The following is a 15,799-nucleotide window of genomic DNA, read 5'->3' on the forward strand; positions in this document are numbered from 1 at the left end:
CACCGAGGTCGCCGCGCTCTTCTATTCCCTCATCGAGACGGCACGCCTGCGGGGGGAGGACCCCGGGCACTATCTGCGGCGTGCCGCTCTCGCCGCCATCGAGAACCCAGGCACGGTCACACTTCCGGAGAGTCAGGACTGACGGCAGCTCCCGCCGGTCGTCCCGGGCGGGTCAGCACGGCGCCGGGACGGGGCACGGCGAACAGTTACGGTGGTCCTCTTCGTGCCCAACAGCCACAACAACGGGAATTAACTTCGCAACCTCCGCGACTGCTTCAACCACAGCAGGGTGGCTAAATGGGAGGAGCTGCCATTTCTCCGAAGTGCCACCACGAGCAAGCACGATGGCACGAACATCGTGCACGCGGGCGGCCTGGCGCACTCCGGCGGCTATGCTCTCCGCGGAGCCCAAGTCCACATACTCAAAGCCGGGGAATCCAGGGTCGAGATAGTTTGCCCCCTCGAGGACTTTCCGAATGTCCTTCTCGCCAGCGGTGCCCTGCCCCGTGACGATGACGGGGCGACGAATGGTCCGCGTCTCCTTCACCGGGACGTGCCCCACCAGAGCCCTCTCGACGGCGGCGAGCCATTCTATATGCCGGGCGGATTGCCGTCCGAGTTGGGTGAGAGAGGTGATGCGCAGGCGGACCAATTTCTGGAGGGTCTTCGCCTTCTGGTCCTCCTCGAACGCCCCCTCGACGAGGACGATGTCACCCTCCCTCGGAAGGGCGAGGCGCGCGGAGAGTAGAGCGTTGATGTAGCGGCCATCGCTCGCTCGCTGAAGCCACAGGAAGCGTCCACCCTTATTGCCGAGGTGAATGGAGAGAACCTCGGCTTCGAAGTGAGTCGGCCCATGCGGGGTCCCCACCACCGCCTGGAATGAGCTCTTCTTCTTGCTGCCTCGGCCCCCTCCAGTCGAACAACCGCGACCCGTCATGCCAGCCCCCGCGAGAAGTGCGTTGAACTACCTGCTGGGCTGGCTACCTAGCAAATGCGTCTGACATGCCCCCACAGAAACCCCAGTGTCGTCCAGCCGCGGAGAAGACGACTCGGCGCGTCAGGCGGCTCGCACTGGCGACCAGCTGAGGTTTCCGCCCTACCCGCAGTTCCTGTCCTCCTGGCTGCCATCCACGACCTCCTGGCCAGTTTCGCCGCAGCGCGCAAGCCGACTCGCTGGACTGCTGCGACCGCGAGGCCATGGGGTTTGTCGCCACAACCGGGGGCCTCACCGGCGAGCTGGTGCGCGATTTGCTCGCCGAGACGCTCGAGGCCCGGTTCGGCGCGGGCTGCCACCAGGCGCCTCACCCAATTGAATGGCTCACCGACAACGCGCCGGCCTTCACGGCCCACCAGACGCGCGAATTCGGGGCCAGCCTGGGGCTGCGCATCCGCACCACGCCGGCCTACTCGCCAGAGAGCAACGGCATGGCGGAGTCCTTCGTGAAGAGCTTCAATCGCGACTACGTGTACCTCAACCGCCTCGACAGCGCCGAGGTGGTCCTCCAACATCTGCCCCGCTGGTTCGACGACTACAACACCGTGCATCCTCACAAGGCGCTGAAGATGCGCTCCCCACGCGAGTTCTGGCTCGCGACTTCAACCCGCTGACCGTGTCCGATTTGACGGGGGCAACTCCAGCAGCTCGTGCGACTCCCCTCCGCTCCAGTCCTCACTTTCAGCTAGCCTTCCATTTTTCCTATGCTCCCGCATGAGGAAGGAGTCGCTTACGGACGTGTCCGCACAAACAACAGAGCAGGCTTTGGCGACCATTACGAACGAGGGCCTCTTCGAGAGGCTGGCGACGGCCATCCTTCGAGAAGCCGACCCCGACTACGCATCGCTGGCACACACTGGCGTCAATGCCGCGGGAAAGACCGTCAAGTCGCCACTCGACGGAATCTGCTTCGTCCAGGGCGCCAATCCGCCCCACATGATCGCCGTCCACCACACCATCACCGCACGAGACGGTCTAGAGAAAAAATGGCTCCATGACATCTCGAGGGTGAAGCCACGCAAAGGGACGAAGCCGAAGGCTCCGGCGGGGGATATCCTCAAGACAGCAGAGCTGGTCGCGCAAGAAAGAACACGAACGCCGAATCTGCGTGCAACGTTGGTCCTCACCACCAACGAGGAGCCAAGCGAAGGGCTGGTTCGCGACGTCGTGGCGGCAGGGAGCGCGCACGCGATTGTGATTGACCTATGGTCACGCTCGAGGCTGAGCCACTTTCTTGATCATCACCCCAGGGGCCAGTGGCTCCGCCGCGCCCATCTCGGCATCGAGCAGGAACAGCTCTCGTCCGAGCTGCTCCATGAGTTGTCTAAGAAGAGCCTAGAGGCGGCCTGCCCACTGGATGACCCGTCCACCTGGATCCCGCGGACACTGGACACGGTCTTGAGTGCGAGCCTCGCTCGTGACGTGACCTTCCTGGTAGCAGGTTCCGGCATGGGCAAGTCCGTGGCCTGCCATCGCAAACTCGCCGCGCATGTGGACAGCGGTGGATTCGGGCTCGTACTTCCTCACGTGGCGGTCGAGTCCTCGATGACACTCGACCAAGCCATTTCGGCGACGCTGCGCCAATTGCACCCCGCGTTAGCCGTGACGGGCCCGTCGGCCCTCTCGCTGTGCTCACCTGAGCACCCGCTGCTGCTCGCTGTCGAGGACATAAATCGCTCTGGACGCCCTCAATTGCTGCTGGAGAAGCTCGTCAGTTGGCGGCGTATACCGGGCAAACAGGAGACTGGGGCACTGCCCCCGTGGCGTCTCATTTGCCCGTTGTGGCCGGAGACGCTCAGCGCATTGAGCGAGCAGGCCCAGAAGCTCATCGCCTCTCTCATCATCACAACAGGCCGCTTCAGCGAAGACGAAGGCCGCGACGCTGTTGCCACTCGGGCACGAAGGACCGGGTATGAATTCAGCCCTTTGGCCGCCAAGGAGATTACGAAGGCGCTAGGTCACGATCCACTCCTCATTGCACTCCATGATCCGGGGACTGAGCCTGCTCCCTACCGAGTCATCTGTGGCTTCGTAGAGCGTTCGCTCTCTCGAGCCTCTACAGGAGCGAAGGACTATCCGGCTGCCCAGTACCGCCAAGCCTTTCGGGCGCTTGCTGGTGAGATGCTTGCGAGCCGTCAGCTAGAGCCGACGTGGCGTGAAGTGAGCAGTTGGAAGAGCCTACAGGGCGAGCCTCTGCGGCTCATCAGCAGCCTGGCCCAGCAAGGGGAGTTGATTCGCATCGCAGGGCCTTCAGACGAACAACGGTTGGTGTTCCGCCACGACCGCATTCGAGATTGGCTCCTAGCAGATGCTACGGCTGAACTGGATCGCGGGGAAGCCTTGGCCGATACGATATTGACAGAACCGTATCTCGCGGAGGTGTTCGGTACCGTTCTTGCGTGGGAACGCCCGTTGGCAGGCATCCTCCAAAGAGTTGCCTACTCAAACCCACTTGCGCTCTTCTACGCATTGCGCCTGCTGGGCGAGAACGCCGGGCCGCATGGGGAAGCGATTGTCCAGGCCATCCACCAATGGATTGACGAGCCAAGCACACGAGATCCTTCAAACAAGCACCTGAGGCGGGAAGCGCTCGCAATTCTGGCGGAGACGGATTCTCGTGCGGTACCAGGCATTGTTCACAAATTCCCGGATCGAACGACGTGGAGCTCATTCGCTCGGTTTCGCAATGGTGACCTGTCGGGCGGAATCGAGGCCTGCTTTCGTTCTGCACCAGGCATTGGATCACCGTGGCGAGACTTCCAAATCGCCCATGCAAAGTTCCGCTATGGAAAACGCCTGTCCGATGCCTTGGAAAAGTATCTCAGGTTGCCAAGCTTGAACAGTCCGTCGAGAGTGGGCGCCTTGCGTCTTGCTGGCCACTTGGCGGATCCAAATCTGGCTCCTGCGATAGAAGCGTGCTGGGTCACTGACGAGAACCGCTCCGTTCATCTGGCCGACTACTTGTGGGCATTCGCGGAGTGCTGCGGAGAGGATCCTCCGCGCTATCTCAATCCTATCTGTAGTGCTTGGGCCTCACTTCCCGATGAACCGACGCGAGAGGGGTTTCCGTCGCCGCGCGACGAATGCGCGAGCGGCGAAGTGCGTTGGGCATTTAGACAATGGCCACCGACGGCCGCCATCAAATACTTCATCCAACGCGCATCGCAAGAGGACCTCCGCTGGCAAATCACATACATGCTTCATGGAATAGATGAACCAAGCGCCGTCTTGTTTGTAGCCCGCGAGCTTGCGGCCGTTCACCGGCGCTTTGAGGGGACAGCTTCCACGTCGACTTTCGCCATGACAGCACCAGACGAATGGCGCCATGCTCAAGAAAATGGCCGACCAATGTCGAAGGCATCTCGAGACCTATTGCTTGAGGCATGGCAATCCAAGGGAAACGACAAGCACTTCCGTAGGGCAGCATTTTCTCTATGGTCCCAGACCAAAGGCCCTAAAGACCTAGAAGTTCTTCGCACAACCACACCCTCCGCCGAGTTGGCGGACAAGGTTCTGGCAGCACGACTGATTCGTGAAGACCAGCTGGCGATTCCAGCGATGATCGAGAGAATAACCTCAGAGGGCGGCCATTATTGGTGGCAGTACGGGCGATATTTATGGTCACCGGCGCTCACTCAAACTATCGATGAGGAGTTCGGTAGACGCGGGGCATTGGCGAAGCAGTCTTGGGAGGATGGCTCCAAGCTTGATTCAGACTGGATTACATCCGAGTTGATTCAACGGCTTCCAACAGACGAGGCTGAACGCCTTCTTCTCAAACATTGGCACCACCTTCGTTTCGGTTCGCGGTTTGTGCAAGCAGCGCTCTACGTCTGCACGCCACGTCTCTTGGACGCCGCGAGAGCAGCTATCAAAGACTGCCCTCAGCCCGACATGCTTCTGCGGCATTTCAGCCTCCGTGTGGGCATAAACACACGCGACCGCCCGGGGCTCACTCGTGAAGAGCAAGTATCGGCGATGGCCCCATATCTTCACCTGCTCTCCCCCGAGGACATCAACTCCTTATGGGAAACATGTAATGACCGCTGCTGGTTCTCACTTCGGCGTGGGCTCCTGGATAAGGCCCTTAAAGAGCCGTACAGTGAACGCCAATGGAATCCTGACCGCCTTGTTTCGGAACTCGACAAGACACTGACGACGAAACAAACTGTTTGGATAGACCATCTGCTCGGCCACTTCCTCGAAGCCAATGTCTCGTGGTCCGAGATTCTTGCGGTAATGACCCGTTGGCTCGAAGAGCGTCGCTCACTTCAAGCTTTGCGAATCGTCGCCGCCGCCATCTTGCATCAGGGGACACGCGACGACATGTCCGCGCTAAAGATCGCTCAGGCAATGCCTGAACCCGAAGCGAAGCAACTATTTGCGGACACACAGTTCGCCCTGCGTCGCAAGAGCCTTCGCTAGCAGGGTGTTGATGAAGCCCGGTTTGTAGGCATGAGACCGGGCTTCTCGTGTCCTCCGCTCTCAACCTTGCCATCGGCGGGGGCGACGGGCGGTGAGTGGCTATGCGGCGGCCAGCCGCGCCATCCGCACCAGATTGTACGCGGCGCCCACCAGGTAGGCCGCCAACTCCATCCGCTCCCTGCCTTTGAAACGCGTCTTGCGGAAGCCTCCCACCGTCTTCATCCAGCCCCAGACTTCTTCGATTCGCTTCCGTGCCCTCTGGCTGATGGCGTAGCCGGCGGGCCTTGTCGTTCGCCGGTCGATGGCCGAGCGGCGTCGAGAAGCCGTCGTCTGAGCAATGTGAGGCGTCACCCCCATGCGCCGACAGTCAGCGACGAAGTCCGCCGTGTCGTAGCCCTTGTCCGCCCCCACCGAAGCGCGCTTGTTCCGGGACTTCAGCCCATCGAGCATCATCACCGCCGCGTCGCGCTCGGCGTAGCCATCCGCTGGCATCACCGCGAGGTCCACGAGCAGCCCGTTGCGGTTCTCCATGACGCCATTGAGGCTGTAGGTGTTGCGAGGCGCGCTGGTTGATGGACGGGTGATCCGACTGGATGATGGACGCCGGAATCCCGAGTCGGTTCAAGGACCTACGGCCGCCTGGCGGCGGTGCCCTACGGGCAGCCTTGAGCCGCCTCGTGCTCCGGCTCGGGCTGCAACCGTCGATTCCCCAAGGGGAATCGCCTCAAGGCGTGCCCATCATCGGCAGTGACACCCGGTCGAGCACGCTCGTGATGGACTCCAGTGGTTCCGCGTGCTTGCTGGAAGTGCCCATCAACGAGCCGGTCCGTGGAACGCCGTGGAACCATCAAATAGCGTGCGCAGTAACAGTAGGCCAACCGCGCCTCCTTGCCGTTGCCCTTGCGCGCCAGCCGCGCCTCCGGGTCCGTCTTCGAAGCGTGCGTCGTGTTGCCTCGCTTCTGCCCGTGAAAGTTCACCGTCGGGTTGCCCTTGTCGTCGGGCGGCTCCCTCTTGTCGTCCTTCTCGTCCTCGTCCTCGTCCTTTGGGCGGAACGACTTCAGCGACGCCCAGGCCTCGATGAGGCTGCCATCCACGCTGAAGTGCTCGTTGCTGGTGAGCCCCGTGCTTTGCGCCTGGCCCATCACCGCCATGAAGAATCTCCGGGCGATGTCATGCTCCAGCAGCTGGTCCCGGTTCTGCGAGAAGGTGCTGTGGTCGAAGGGAGGCGTCCTCCATCCCCATGTCGAGGAACCATCGGAACAAGAGGTTGTAGTCGAGCTGCTCGCAGAAGAGCCGCTCGCTTCTCACCGAGTAGAACGCCATGAGGAGGCAGGACTTCAGCAACTGCTCTGGCGGAATGCTCGGCCGGCCCGTGCCGCTGTACATCTCATCGAACGTAGGCGAGAGCGTTGCCAGTGCGGCGTCCGCCATGTCCTTCACTCTGCGCAGCGGATGGCCCGCGGGCACCCGGTCTCCCGGCGTCCTCAAGCTGAACAGCGTCGTCTGCTGCTTGGGCCGTCCGCGCATCGCTGCCTCCGATGCGCGGAGGACACCACGTCACGGTGCGGGGTGTCGATCCCCCGGAGGGGTTTCTCAACACCCTGCTAGGGCAGGAACTTCCCCTCTTGCCCATGTTGGGACTTTCCTGGGTGAGCCTTCTCTGAATCAACGCCGCCCCAAGCGAGAAGGGGTTGGGGGGAACGCCACCACAACGAGAGCAACAACCAGCGTTACCGATGTGCCCCCAATCCCTTCCTTGGAGGTTACTCGCCTCACCTGGATCTGCTCTTTCTCCTGCGCCAAATGCTTACCACCGTCCATATGGCGGTGCTTGTCCAGGATAAGCAGGCACCCCAAGCCACTCCCTCTGCTCGAGGCATACTCCGCAGCCTGTTGCAGGTTAGCGTCTACCTGACCTAGGGACTCCCCTCCTAGGTCACGGACCTTGAGTTCGACGGGCATTGATCCAAGCAGAAAGTCAATCCTGCCTTTTGCGGTCTGAACCTCCCGTTCGACGAGCCCACCACGCGCTTCAAGAAACTGATGCAACTGCTCCTGAAAACCCTTCTCACTGAGTCTTGGAGACCACTTATGCGGAGCCTTGCGCTGAGCTGCCTGGTAGTGCATCAACGTAACAAGGGCGGTCCATGCATCCGCAGGTAGTCGAGACGCCAACTCCAAACCAAGGGCCTCCCGCTCAATGCTGCGTGCCAACCACTCGGAAGTGGTCTCGACGCCGGAGGCGACCGCAGGAAAAGGGTTATCGGCCAGAACACGGGCACGAGCTCCAGCAAGCTCGCTTAGCAGTTCACGCAGGTGAGCCTCGCGAGCATCGAAGCCAAACCCGTCAAAAACAGAGAGCACTAAATCAACGCGATCAAGCATCTCGACTGGAAGACGAGCCTCCCGGAGATTCCTTTGGAGTTGTTCAAACTTGACACTCTCCCCGACAACGTGAGCAGCCAGCAGTCGCTGCAGCTCTGCGATAGCATCATCAAGCCGTTGAGGCGCAGAGGGTAGAAGCGCCCTGACCGCCTTCGCGCGAAGATGACGTGGAACATCTCCAGCAGACTCAAACTCCCAACTGGCCATACGACTAGTATGAACAGCGTCACTGGCGAGCACATCCCGGCGAATGTGATCTGCCGGAAAGACAACCGTTGCACGAATCCTAATTCTGCTAATCCCGAGGAACGTGAGGTCGACCCCCAATGCAGGGTCAGCAAATGAGATCCCGCCGTTCGAGACATCAGCAAGTGAGCGCCGAAGCATACGCACTGCGAAAAGCCTCCGCCCTTTTGGAGGAATTCCACCCTTGAGATGGGAACCTACTTGATATCTCCCAAGTTCAAGGACCCCAGCCTCCCAGGGTGGGGTGCAGTTACCGTCGTCGCACACAAGCTCGACTCTATTCTCTGTCTCGGTGACAACGAAACCTACCCATCCATCGAGCGGAAACTCTGAGTCCCCGTCGTTCCGCAACTCAAGCGCGAGTACCTCTTGCACGTCCCCATTGGCCTGGACGAACGCGATGCGCTCCATGCTTCCACTAAGTGGCGAGACGGTACTCATCACTTGTCCATTTGCGGCTTGGGCGTCTGAGCCGCTCCTCCATCCTTGGACCCAGTCCCGTTCTCTGATTTGTGCGCCGGAGCCACGTCTCGGGATGCTGAGGGTGTGACTCCTCCAGCTTGAGCAGGACGAATGCCCGCAGAGGCAAACGGACTCCTCGGCCCAGCCGTTACCCCTATTCCGTCCTGGCGGACCTGCCGGGTTCCACTATTGCGATTGTCGCTCATGGGCGCGCCTTTCTAGAACTACGTCTCAGTATTGTTCGCTGCTGGAGCTGGGCCGCCCTGCGGAAGATTCGGCTGAGGGGGTTGAACGGATTGAGGGGATGGCGCCTGGCCGCCGGTCTGCTGCGGCTGAACATTCGCGGATGCAAACGGACTCTGTGCGGCAGCGCGCACTCCAATGCCAAGTTCCACCGAGTCGCGTCCTTCATCCACCAAGCGAACTAACTTCAGCGTGGAAGGCTCCTGTTCCTTCGCCATGTGTTTCTCCTTCACTTCTGATCTGGAGCCGGATTGGTTGCGCCAGCCTTCGGCCCCCCGGTCTGCTGCGGCGGCCTACCCTGCGCAGCAAACGGGCTGATTGGTGCCGCAGCCACACCGACCCCGCGCTGAGAGTCGTTCAACTGGCGAATCGGCAGCGACAATATGCGCTTCGTGTTCATATTTTTCCTTTCTGCTTAATGGCTACGAATCCACCCTGTGGCGTCTTGGCGTGCCCACGGGTCTCCTACGGCACATGCGTTGCTGAGGTACAAACGGCCCCATGCAGGGGCGGGAAGATGCCGACATTGGTCGAGCTTCGTGGCTTGCCCCATGTCCACTCCGATCTGCTTCTCAGGATTGAGTCCCTGCCATACGCCTCCTTCAGCCCAATCCATCGATGGAGCGCCCCTTGAGTCCACACGCGCATCGGACAACCTAGCGCGGCGGTCTGACATGGCCTTCTCGACCGGGTAGACCTGAAAGGTGGACGATGGGACCAAGACCGACATGAACACACATCAGCCTGCGTCTCACATCAGCGCCTGTGAATCATAGGACCAGGAGGCAGACATGCTCTCTTCGGTGCAGGCTGGACCCAGGGAGCGACCGGCGGCAGCTCGCTGCGCGCCGCTTCGAGGCGCCCTGAGACCCGGCGTGCATTGAGCCTAGCCAAGGCGAGTGAGTGGGCGGACGACCAGCGAGGCCCGTGGGTCGCGCACCACACCCCACGCGAGGCCCCGAAGAGAATCGCGTCGTGTCAGGGACAAAATTCAATCACCGTAGGTCCCCGAAGAAAGGAGCGGCGACCATGACGACGTTGACGGTGCGGACGAACCCGATGAAGCGCAGCTATCGCAAAAGCCTCTGGCCCCAGTTCAGTGCCGCCTCCTGCCCCCGTGTGAGCTTGGCCTCGAGATCCCCCGCGGACTTTGACCGGCTTGGCGGCCCTCCGCCCGTCCCCTGCTGACGCTCGCGCTCCTTCATCGGCGCGCCAAGCCACGCAGAGGCCGGGCTCCCATCCAGGGGACCTGGCCTCTCGGCTTTCAGGGCTCCTGCTCCTCCAGGGGACGTAGAGCGTTAGGGAAGACGCGCGGGCCTGTAGAGCCCGAGCCCGTCAGGGCCCGCTGGGTTCAACTCCCAGCGTCCCCATGCAGCACGAGCGTGGTCCGTCACCACGCAGGCGCACCAGCGCCTCCGCGAGCAGAAGCACCGTCGAGGGACAGCTCCCTGCCAAAGTTCACAGCACCAATCGGACCCCAATCTAGGGACAACCGCAGGCCCCGTCCCCGAACCACTTAGTATCACTCACCTTTTTGCCGCTCAGAGGGTTCGAGTTCTCTAGAGAAAAACAGAGAACGAGTTCGCGCAGGGCTTCATTCGGGGAGCTTCACGAAGTCCACCTGGCCAGTTCCTCCTGGGGTGGCGGCGGTCTGCAAAACCGCTCGGGACGGGTTCGACTCCCGTACTGGCCTCATCGTCTCATGCCGGCCTGGCGTAGGTGGTCCGCGCGCCCGTTTGAAGAGCGGGAGGACTCGGTTCGATTCCGAGGGCCGGCAAGTCGCAGCACGCAGTCCGCAACACGTCTCATAGGCCGCGCTCCGGGAGCAGCTTGGATTCCAAATCCGGGCGTGCGGGGTTCAACTCCCTGGCGGCCTGCTTTCGCCCTTGTAGCTCAGCTGGCAGCAGCGCCGGTTTCGTAAACCGGAGGTCGTCGGTTCGAACCCGACCGGGGGCACTCGTCGTCCTTGTAGCTCAGTCGGATGAGAGCGCACGGTTCCGAACCGTGAGGTCGCAGGTTCGAGCCCTGCCAGGGACACTTTGTTTCACCCACGCTTCCGTAGCTCAGCGGAACCAGAGCACGCGCGTCCTAAGCGCAAGGTCGCAGGTTCGAATCCTGCCGGAAGCCTTCACGAAGCATTTCTGCGGTGTGGGGACGGTGCCCCATCTGGCCTCATACGCCGGAGCCCCAGGGTTCGACTCCCTGCTCCGCAATCCCTTCCATCCCTCTTTCGCACGCCGAGCCAGCTGGAGACGGCGACGGTCCCACACACCGTTCTCGCCGGGTTCGATCCCCGGGGCGTGCACTCGCAGTCTCCCTCTCATGCCGGAGTAGCCCAACAGGTAGAGGTGCCAGGTCGAGAACCTGGAGGTTGCGGGTTCGACTCCCGCCTTCGGCACTCGTCGTCGCGCAGTCGCTGTCCGTCGTAGCTCCCGCAGTCCATCCGCGTAGCCCAAACGGGAGAGGCCGCCGGCTCAAACCCGGCTCAGTGCGAGTTCGACTCTCGCCGCGGATACAGCCGAAAGGTGCCGTGTCATGGAGACGCTGGTCCTCAGTCAAGCCTACGAACCCGTCGCGCGGATCCCCTGGCAGCGCGCGGTGATGCTCATCTTCCAGGGCAAGGTGGAAGTGGTCGAGGAGTACGAGGACCGCTTCGTGCGCTCGGTGACGGTGGAGATCCGCATGCCGTCCGTCATCCGCTTCGTGCGCGGGCTGCGCAAGGGCCCCAAGGGCGTGAAGTTCAGCCGGGAGAACGTGTACCTGCGCGACAACTGCCGCTGCCAGTACTGCGGCCAGAAGGTGTCCCGCGCGGAGGCCACGTACGACCACGTCGTGCCCCGGGCCCAGGGTGGCCGGACGTGCTGGGAGAACATCGTCATCGCCTGCGTGCCCTGCAACCAGAAGAAGGGCAACCGCACGCCACAGGTGGCGCGCATGGAGCTGCGCTCCACGCCGGTGAAGCCCAAGAAGCTCTCGAACACGCTGCGTCTGACGTTCATGTTCGAGAAGGGCATGCCCATGACGTGGGCGAAGTTCATGAACGACGTGGCGTACTGGCACGTCGAGCTGCAGGAGTGAGGCGCGTGGGAGTGTGCTTGGGGTTCGAGTCCCCTGCCTTCCTCTTCATGTCGTTCCTGGAGCATGCGGACCGGGTGGCCGGTCGCCTGGTTGGAAGCCAGGAGGACCCTTCGGGGTCCGTGGTTCGACTCCACCTTGCTCCGCTCTTCTCCACCTGACGTTCTGGAAGTTGGACTGGCGATGGCGCCAGGCCCCGCTGCTAACGGGTGCGAGCCGGCCTTCCGGCTCGAGGTTCGAGTCCTCCGACTTCCGCTCTTCCCCCACTCCAGGGCGACCCGTGCCGTGGCCTGTCCACCGGGTGACTCGGGGCAACCCCCACACGCAGCATGGCCGCCCGCTCCGCCATTCCTAGCCTCCGACCCAGCCGGGTCTCTTCCGGCGAAGGGAAAGGAAGCACACACATGAAGCACTTCCGGATGGGACTCCGCGTGGCGGCGGGTCTCGCCTTCATCTCCATCGCCGGCGGCATCGCGGCGGGCTGCGGCTCCGACGACACGGACGACCCGTTGAACCAGCAGACCCAGACGCCCGTGGGCGCCGAGGACCAGGACCGCATCGACAAGGGGCTGGCGATGTCCCCCGTCATCCTCAACCTGAACGGACTGGACCGGAACCTGGTGGGACTGGGCAGCTACATCGTCAACGCGCAAGCCGCGTGCAACGATTGCCACACCAACCCACCCTTCTCCTCCGGGAGCAACCCGTACCAGGGGCAGGTCGAGCAGATCAACACCGCGAACTTCCTCGCGGGGGGGATGACGCTCGCGCCGAACATCGTCTCCACCAACCTCACCCCCGACGGCCAGGGGTTGCCCGGAGGGATGACCTTCGAGGTCTTCCTGGCGCGGATGCGCACCGGCCAGAAGGAGGACGGGAGCATCCTGCAGATCATGCCCTGGCCCGTCTACGCGAAGATGCGTGACGACGACCTGAGGGCCGTCTACGAGTACCTCCGGGCCATCCCCCACGCGGAGCCCGGGACGGTCGCCCCGCCCACGCCTCCGTGAAGTCACGGCCGCGTCGTCGCGCGACCTCCTGGGTCCTCGGGGGGACGGGCGGCGACGCGCAGGGATTGCGCGCTCACCACGGCGGTTCAGCGGTTAGAGTGCGCACTCCGGCGAGGGGGCGGCTGACGAGACATGGCGACGAGGAAGAGCGAGGACCAGGAGCGGCTCATCGACCGGGACTTGACCGCGCTGGCCCGGGAGGGCCGGCTGGCGGCCGCGCACGGCGTGGACGCGGCCGTGACGGAGGTGCTCGGGCTGTTGACGCGGGGCGGCAAGCATCCCCTGCTGTCCGGGGACCCGGGCGTGGGAAAGAGCGCGCTGGTGCAGGAGGTCGCCCGGCGCATCGCCGAGGGGCGCGTGGACGCGGAGCTCGCGCAGGCCCGGCTGGTGGAGGTCTCCGTGGCCAACATCCTGGCGCGGAGCACCCAGCGGCAGGCGGCGGAGAGCTTCGAGGAGCTGTTGGCCCATCTGGCGCGCCACGCCTGCCCCATCGTCTACATCCGCGACCTGCCCGCGGCCCTGGGCGGCCCGCTGGCCCCCGTGGCCGTGCGCGCGCTGCGCACCGGCGGCCTGCGTTTCATCTTCGAGACGGAGCCCAAGCGCGTACAGGAGCTGCTGCGCTCCGACGAGGCGCTCGCCGAGCGGCTGCACCTGCTGCCGCTGCACGAGCCGCCGCTGGAGAAGGCGCGCTGGGTGCTGGGACGGGTGGCGGAGGAGTTGGAGCGCGAGCTGCGGCTGCCCATCGACCCGGCGGCGTGTGACCTGGCGCTGCGGCTGTCCTCGAAGTTCCTGCTGGCGCAGCGCATGCCGCGCAAGGCCATCGAGCTGCTCAAGGAGACGGCGGCCGAGGCGGCGGGCGTGGCCAAGGACCACGTGGGCCCGGAGGACGTGCTCACCCGCTTCTGCTCCGCCACGCGCCTGCCGCGCTTCGTGGTGGACGACGCCATGCCGCTGGACCTGGACGAGACGGAGCGCTTCTTCGGGGAGCGGCTGCTCGGCCAGACGGACGCGGTGGGCGCGGTGCTGCGGTCGGTGGCGCTGCTGAAGGCGGGGCTGAACGACCCGCGTCGGCCGCTGGGCGTGTTCCTGTTCGCGGGCCCCACGGGCGTGGGCAAGACGCAGCTTGCGAAGCTGCTGGCCGAGTACCTGTTCGGCTCGGCGGACAGGCTGGTGCGCCTGAACATGGCGGACTACCCCAACGACGGCGACGAGAGCGTGCCCTTCGGCGCGTCGTGGGCGCCGGCGCTGGAGACGCGACGGGGCGAGCTGAGCGCGCTGCTGGACGGCAAGGTGTTCTCCGTGCTGCTGCTCGACGAGTTCGAGAAGGCCGCGCGCAGCGTGCACGACCGGTTCCTGCAGCTCTTCGACGAGGGCACCTTCGTCAACGGCGCGGGCGAGGTGGTGTCCTGCAACAACACGCTCATCGTCGCCACGTCCAACGTGGGCGCGGAGGTGTACCGGGAGCCGGGAATGGGCTTCGCGGGCGCGCGGCGCGCGGAAGAGATGGTGTCGGAGGTGGACCGGCGCATCGCCGAGGCGTTCCGCCCGGAGTTCCTCAACCGCTTCGACGCCATCTGCCACTTCCGCCCGCTCTCCAAGGTGGACATCCGCAAGATTGCCCAGCGCGAGGTGGGCCGCGTGCTGGAGCGCGAGGGCATCCGCGCGCGCTCGCTGGACGTGGAGGTGACGCCGGAGGTGGTGGACCTGCTGGTGGAGCGCGGCTACTCGCCGCAGTTCGGCGCGCGCTACCTCCAGCGTGAAATCGAGAAGACGCTCACCGCGGCGCTGGCGGTGGAGATTGCCCGCCGGCCGCTGCCTCCAGGCACGCCCGTGCGCGTGGAGGGACGCCCGGGAGGCCGGGTGATGGCCGTGGCCGAGCCCGCGGCGCCGCCGCCCTCTCCCACCGCGCAGTTGCTGCTGCCGTCCGCGCGCGCGGCGCCGGTGAAGCGCCGGCTGGACCGCAAGTCGCTCCTGGTGGAGATGGACCGGCTGGTGGGAAAGGCGCGCTCGCTCGCGGCCTCCGCGGGCCGGCCGCAGTTGGAGGAGCGGCGCGCGGCGCTCCTGACGGAGACGCAGGCACCCAACCTCTGGGACGACCCCACGCACGCGGCGGAGGTCATCCGCGCCTTCCGCACCGTGGAGGCGCACATCAACGAGATGGAGCGGCTGGAGGCCGCGTGCATGTTCGCGCGCAGGCTGGTGCGCGAGGCGAAGAACGAGGTGCAGTTGGCGTCCGCCGCCAAGCAGGTGGAGGACGTCGCGCGCGAAATGCAGATGGCCGAGGCGCTCCATGCCTCCGGCGCCACCACGCAGGACACGGAGGCGCTGGTGGACATCTGCGCGAGCGACTCCACGGAGGCGCAGGAGGCCTGGGTGCAGGAGCTGGCCACCATGTACCTGGGCTGGGCCCAGCGGCGAGGCTACGAGGCCATCGCCGTCGCCGAGGCGGAGGAGCCCGCTCGGGTGGTGGTGCGCATCGCGGGTCCGGGCGCCTATGGATTCCTGGCCGGCGAGGCGGGCATGCACCGGCGACTGGAGGATGAGAAGCGCCAGCGCGCCTACGTCCGCATCCACCGCGCGGGCGCGCTCTCCGAGGAGGAGCTGGAGCTGCTCGAGGTGCTGGGCCGCCCGGTGAAGAGCCACGAGGGCGCCTACCTCCAGCGCGTGCGCACCGAGGTGACGGTGAAGGACGAGTCCACCGGCCGCGTGCTGACCCTGACGGGCGCGGGAGAGCTGGACGAGCTCAAGGACATCGCCGCGCGGGTGGTGTCCGGCCAGGGCGGCACCACGGACGAGGCACGGCGCTACTACCTGGGCCGCAGCGCCCGCGTGGAGGACCCTCGCACCGGCGCGGGCACGCCGCGCGTCAAGGACGTGCTGCGCGGCGAGCTGGACGTCTTCATCGCCGCGTGGATTGCCCGCCCCCCGCCCGAGCCCGCGACGGGGAGCTGACGTCGTC

Annotated in this window: 9 protein-coding genes, 10 tRNA genes and 1 pseudogene; 15 read left to right on the forward strand and 5 right to left on the reverse strand. The window is 64.4% G+C overall.

What is annotated here, in order from left to right:
- Window positions 1–172 precede the first annotated feature (172 nt).
- Window positions 173–937 carry an exodeoxyribonuclease VII large subunit gene (locus tag LZ198_RS23740; protein ID WP_253974319.1) on the reverse strand — a complete coding sequence of 255 codons (765 nt, stop codon included), beginning with the start codon at window positions 935–937 and terminating at the stop codon, window positions 173–175.
- 209 nt (window positions 938–1,146) lie between these two features.
- Between LZ198_RS23740 and LZ198_RS23745 the strand changes: the two are divergent.
- Both LZ198_RS23745 and LZ198_RS23750 read left to right on the forward strand, forming a co-directional pair.
- Window positions 1,147–1,608 (forward strand): annotated as a pseudogene (locus tag LZ198_RS23745) (integrase core domain-containing protein); the annotation flags it as partial.
- 124 nt (window positions 1,609–1,732) lie between these two features.
- The gene (locus LZ198_RS23750; RefSeq protein WP_253974320.1) at window positions 1,733–5,419 is read left to right on the forward strand and encodes a hypothetical protein; all 3,687 of its coding nucleotides are present in this window, start codon (window positions 1,733–1,735) and stop codon (window positions 5,417–5,419) included.
- A 99-nt stretch (window positions 5,420–5,518) separates the two neighbouring features.
- On the opposite strand, the gene LZ198_RS23755 is transcribed toward LZ198_RS23750, so the two are convergent.
- The 4 genes from LZ198_RS23755 to LZ198_RS23765 form a co-directional block, all read right to left on the reverse strand.
- Window positions 5,519–6,004: a transposase gene (locus LZ198_RS23755; protein ID WP_323382855.1), complete on the reverse strand. Its 486-nt coding sequence runs from the start codon at window positions 6,002–6,004 to the stop codon at window positions 5,519–5,521.
- Between the two features lie 68 nt (window positions 6,005–6,072).
- Window positions 6,073–6,570 (reverse strand): hypothetical protein, encoded by a 498-nt coding sequence (locus tag LZ198_RS43695; protein ID WP_407667457.1) that lies wholly within the window; start codon window positions 6,568–6,570, stop codon window positions 6,073–6,075.
- Window positions 6,571–6,589: 19 nt separating this feature from the next.
- A complete protein-coding gene (locus LZ198_RS43700; protein WP_407667458.1) occupies window positions 6,590–6,946 on the reverse strand; it encodes a transposase in 357 nt (118 codons plus the stop codon).
- 138 nt (window positions 6,947–7,084) lie between these two features.
- Window positions 7,085–8,461 carry a hypothetical protein gene (locus LZ198_RS23765; RefSeq protein ID WP_253974322.1) on the reverse strand — a complete coding sequence of 459 codons (1,377 nt, stop codon included), beginning with the start codon at window positions 8,459–8,461 and terminating at the stop codon, window positions 7,085–7,087.
- 1,578 nt (window positions 8,462–10,039) lie between these two features.
- On the opposite strand from LZ198_RS23765, the gene LZ198_RS23770 reads away from it, so the two are divergent.
- From LZ198_RS23770 to LZ198_RS23830, 13 genes are all read left to right on the forward strand, one after another.
- Window positions 10,040–10,125, forward strand: a tRNA-Tyr gene (locus tag LZ198_RS23770).
- Between the two features lie 253 nt (window positions 10,126–10,378).
- Window positions 10,379–10,448: transfer RNA gene (locus LZ198_RS23775), tRNA-Cys, on the forward strand.
- 11 nt (window positions 10,449–10,459) lie between these two features.
- Window positions 10,460–10,532: transfer RNA gene (locus LZ198_RS23780), tRNA-Phe, on the forward strand.
- Between the two features lie 105 nt (window positions 10,533–10,637).
- Window positions 10,638–10,711 (forward strand) — tRNA-Thr (locus LZ198_RS23785).
- A gap of 6 nt (window positions 10,712–10,717) precedes the next feature.
- A tRNA-Arg gene (locus tag LZ198_RS23790) sits at window positions 10,718–10,792 on the forward strand.
- Between the two features lie 15 nt (window positions 10,793–10,807).
- Window positions 10,808–10,882: transfer RNA gene (locus LZ198_RS23795), tRNA-Arg, on the forward strand.
- 15 nt (window positions 10,883–10,897) lie between these two features.
- Window positions 10,898–10,968: transfer RNA gene (locus tag LZ198_RS23800), tRNA-Met, on the forward strand.
- 111 nt (window positions 10,969–11,079) lie between these two features.
- Window positions 11,080–11,153, forward strand: a tRNA-Leu gene (locus LZ198_RS23805).
- 43 nt (window positions 11,154–11,196) lie between these two features.
- Window positions 11,197–11,270 (forward strand) — tRNA-Leu (locus tag LZ198_RS23810).
- A gap of 20 nt (window positions 11,271–11,290) precedes the next feature.
- On the forward strand, window positions 11,291–11,833 hold the full coding sequence (locus LZ198_RS23815; protein ID WP_253974323.1) for an HNH endonuclease: 543 nt from the start codon (window positions 11,291–11,293) through the stop codon (window positions 11,831–11,833).
- 58 nt (window positions 11,834–11,891) lie between these two features.
- Window positions 11,892–11,976 (forward strand) — tRNA-Ser (locus LZ198_RS23820).
- Between the two features lie 258 nt (window positions 11,977–12,234).
- Window positions 12,235–12,840 carry a cytochrome C gene (locus tag LZ198_RS23825; protein ID WP_253974324.1) on the forward strand — a complete coding sequence of 202 codons (606 nt, stop codon included), beginning with the start codon at window positions 12,235–12,237 and terminating at the stop codon, window positions 12,838–12,840.
- Window positions 12,841–12,972: 132 nt separating this feature from the next.
- On the forward strand, window positions 12,973–15,792 hold the full coding sequence (locus LZ198_RS23830; RefSeq protein WP_253974325.1) for an AAA family ATPase: 2,820 nt from the start codon (window positions 12,973–12,975) through the stop codon (window positions 15,790–15,792).
- The last annotated feature ends 7 nt before the right edge of the window (window positions 15,793–15,799 follow it).

Source organism: Myxococcus dinghuensis, from assembly GCF_024198235.1.
Taxonomy (GTDB): domain Bacteria; phylum Myxococcota; class Myxococcia; order Myxococcales; family Myxococcaceae; genus Myxococcus; species Myxococcus dinghuensis.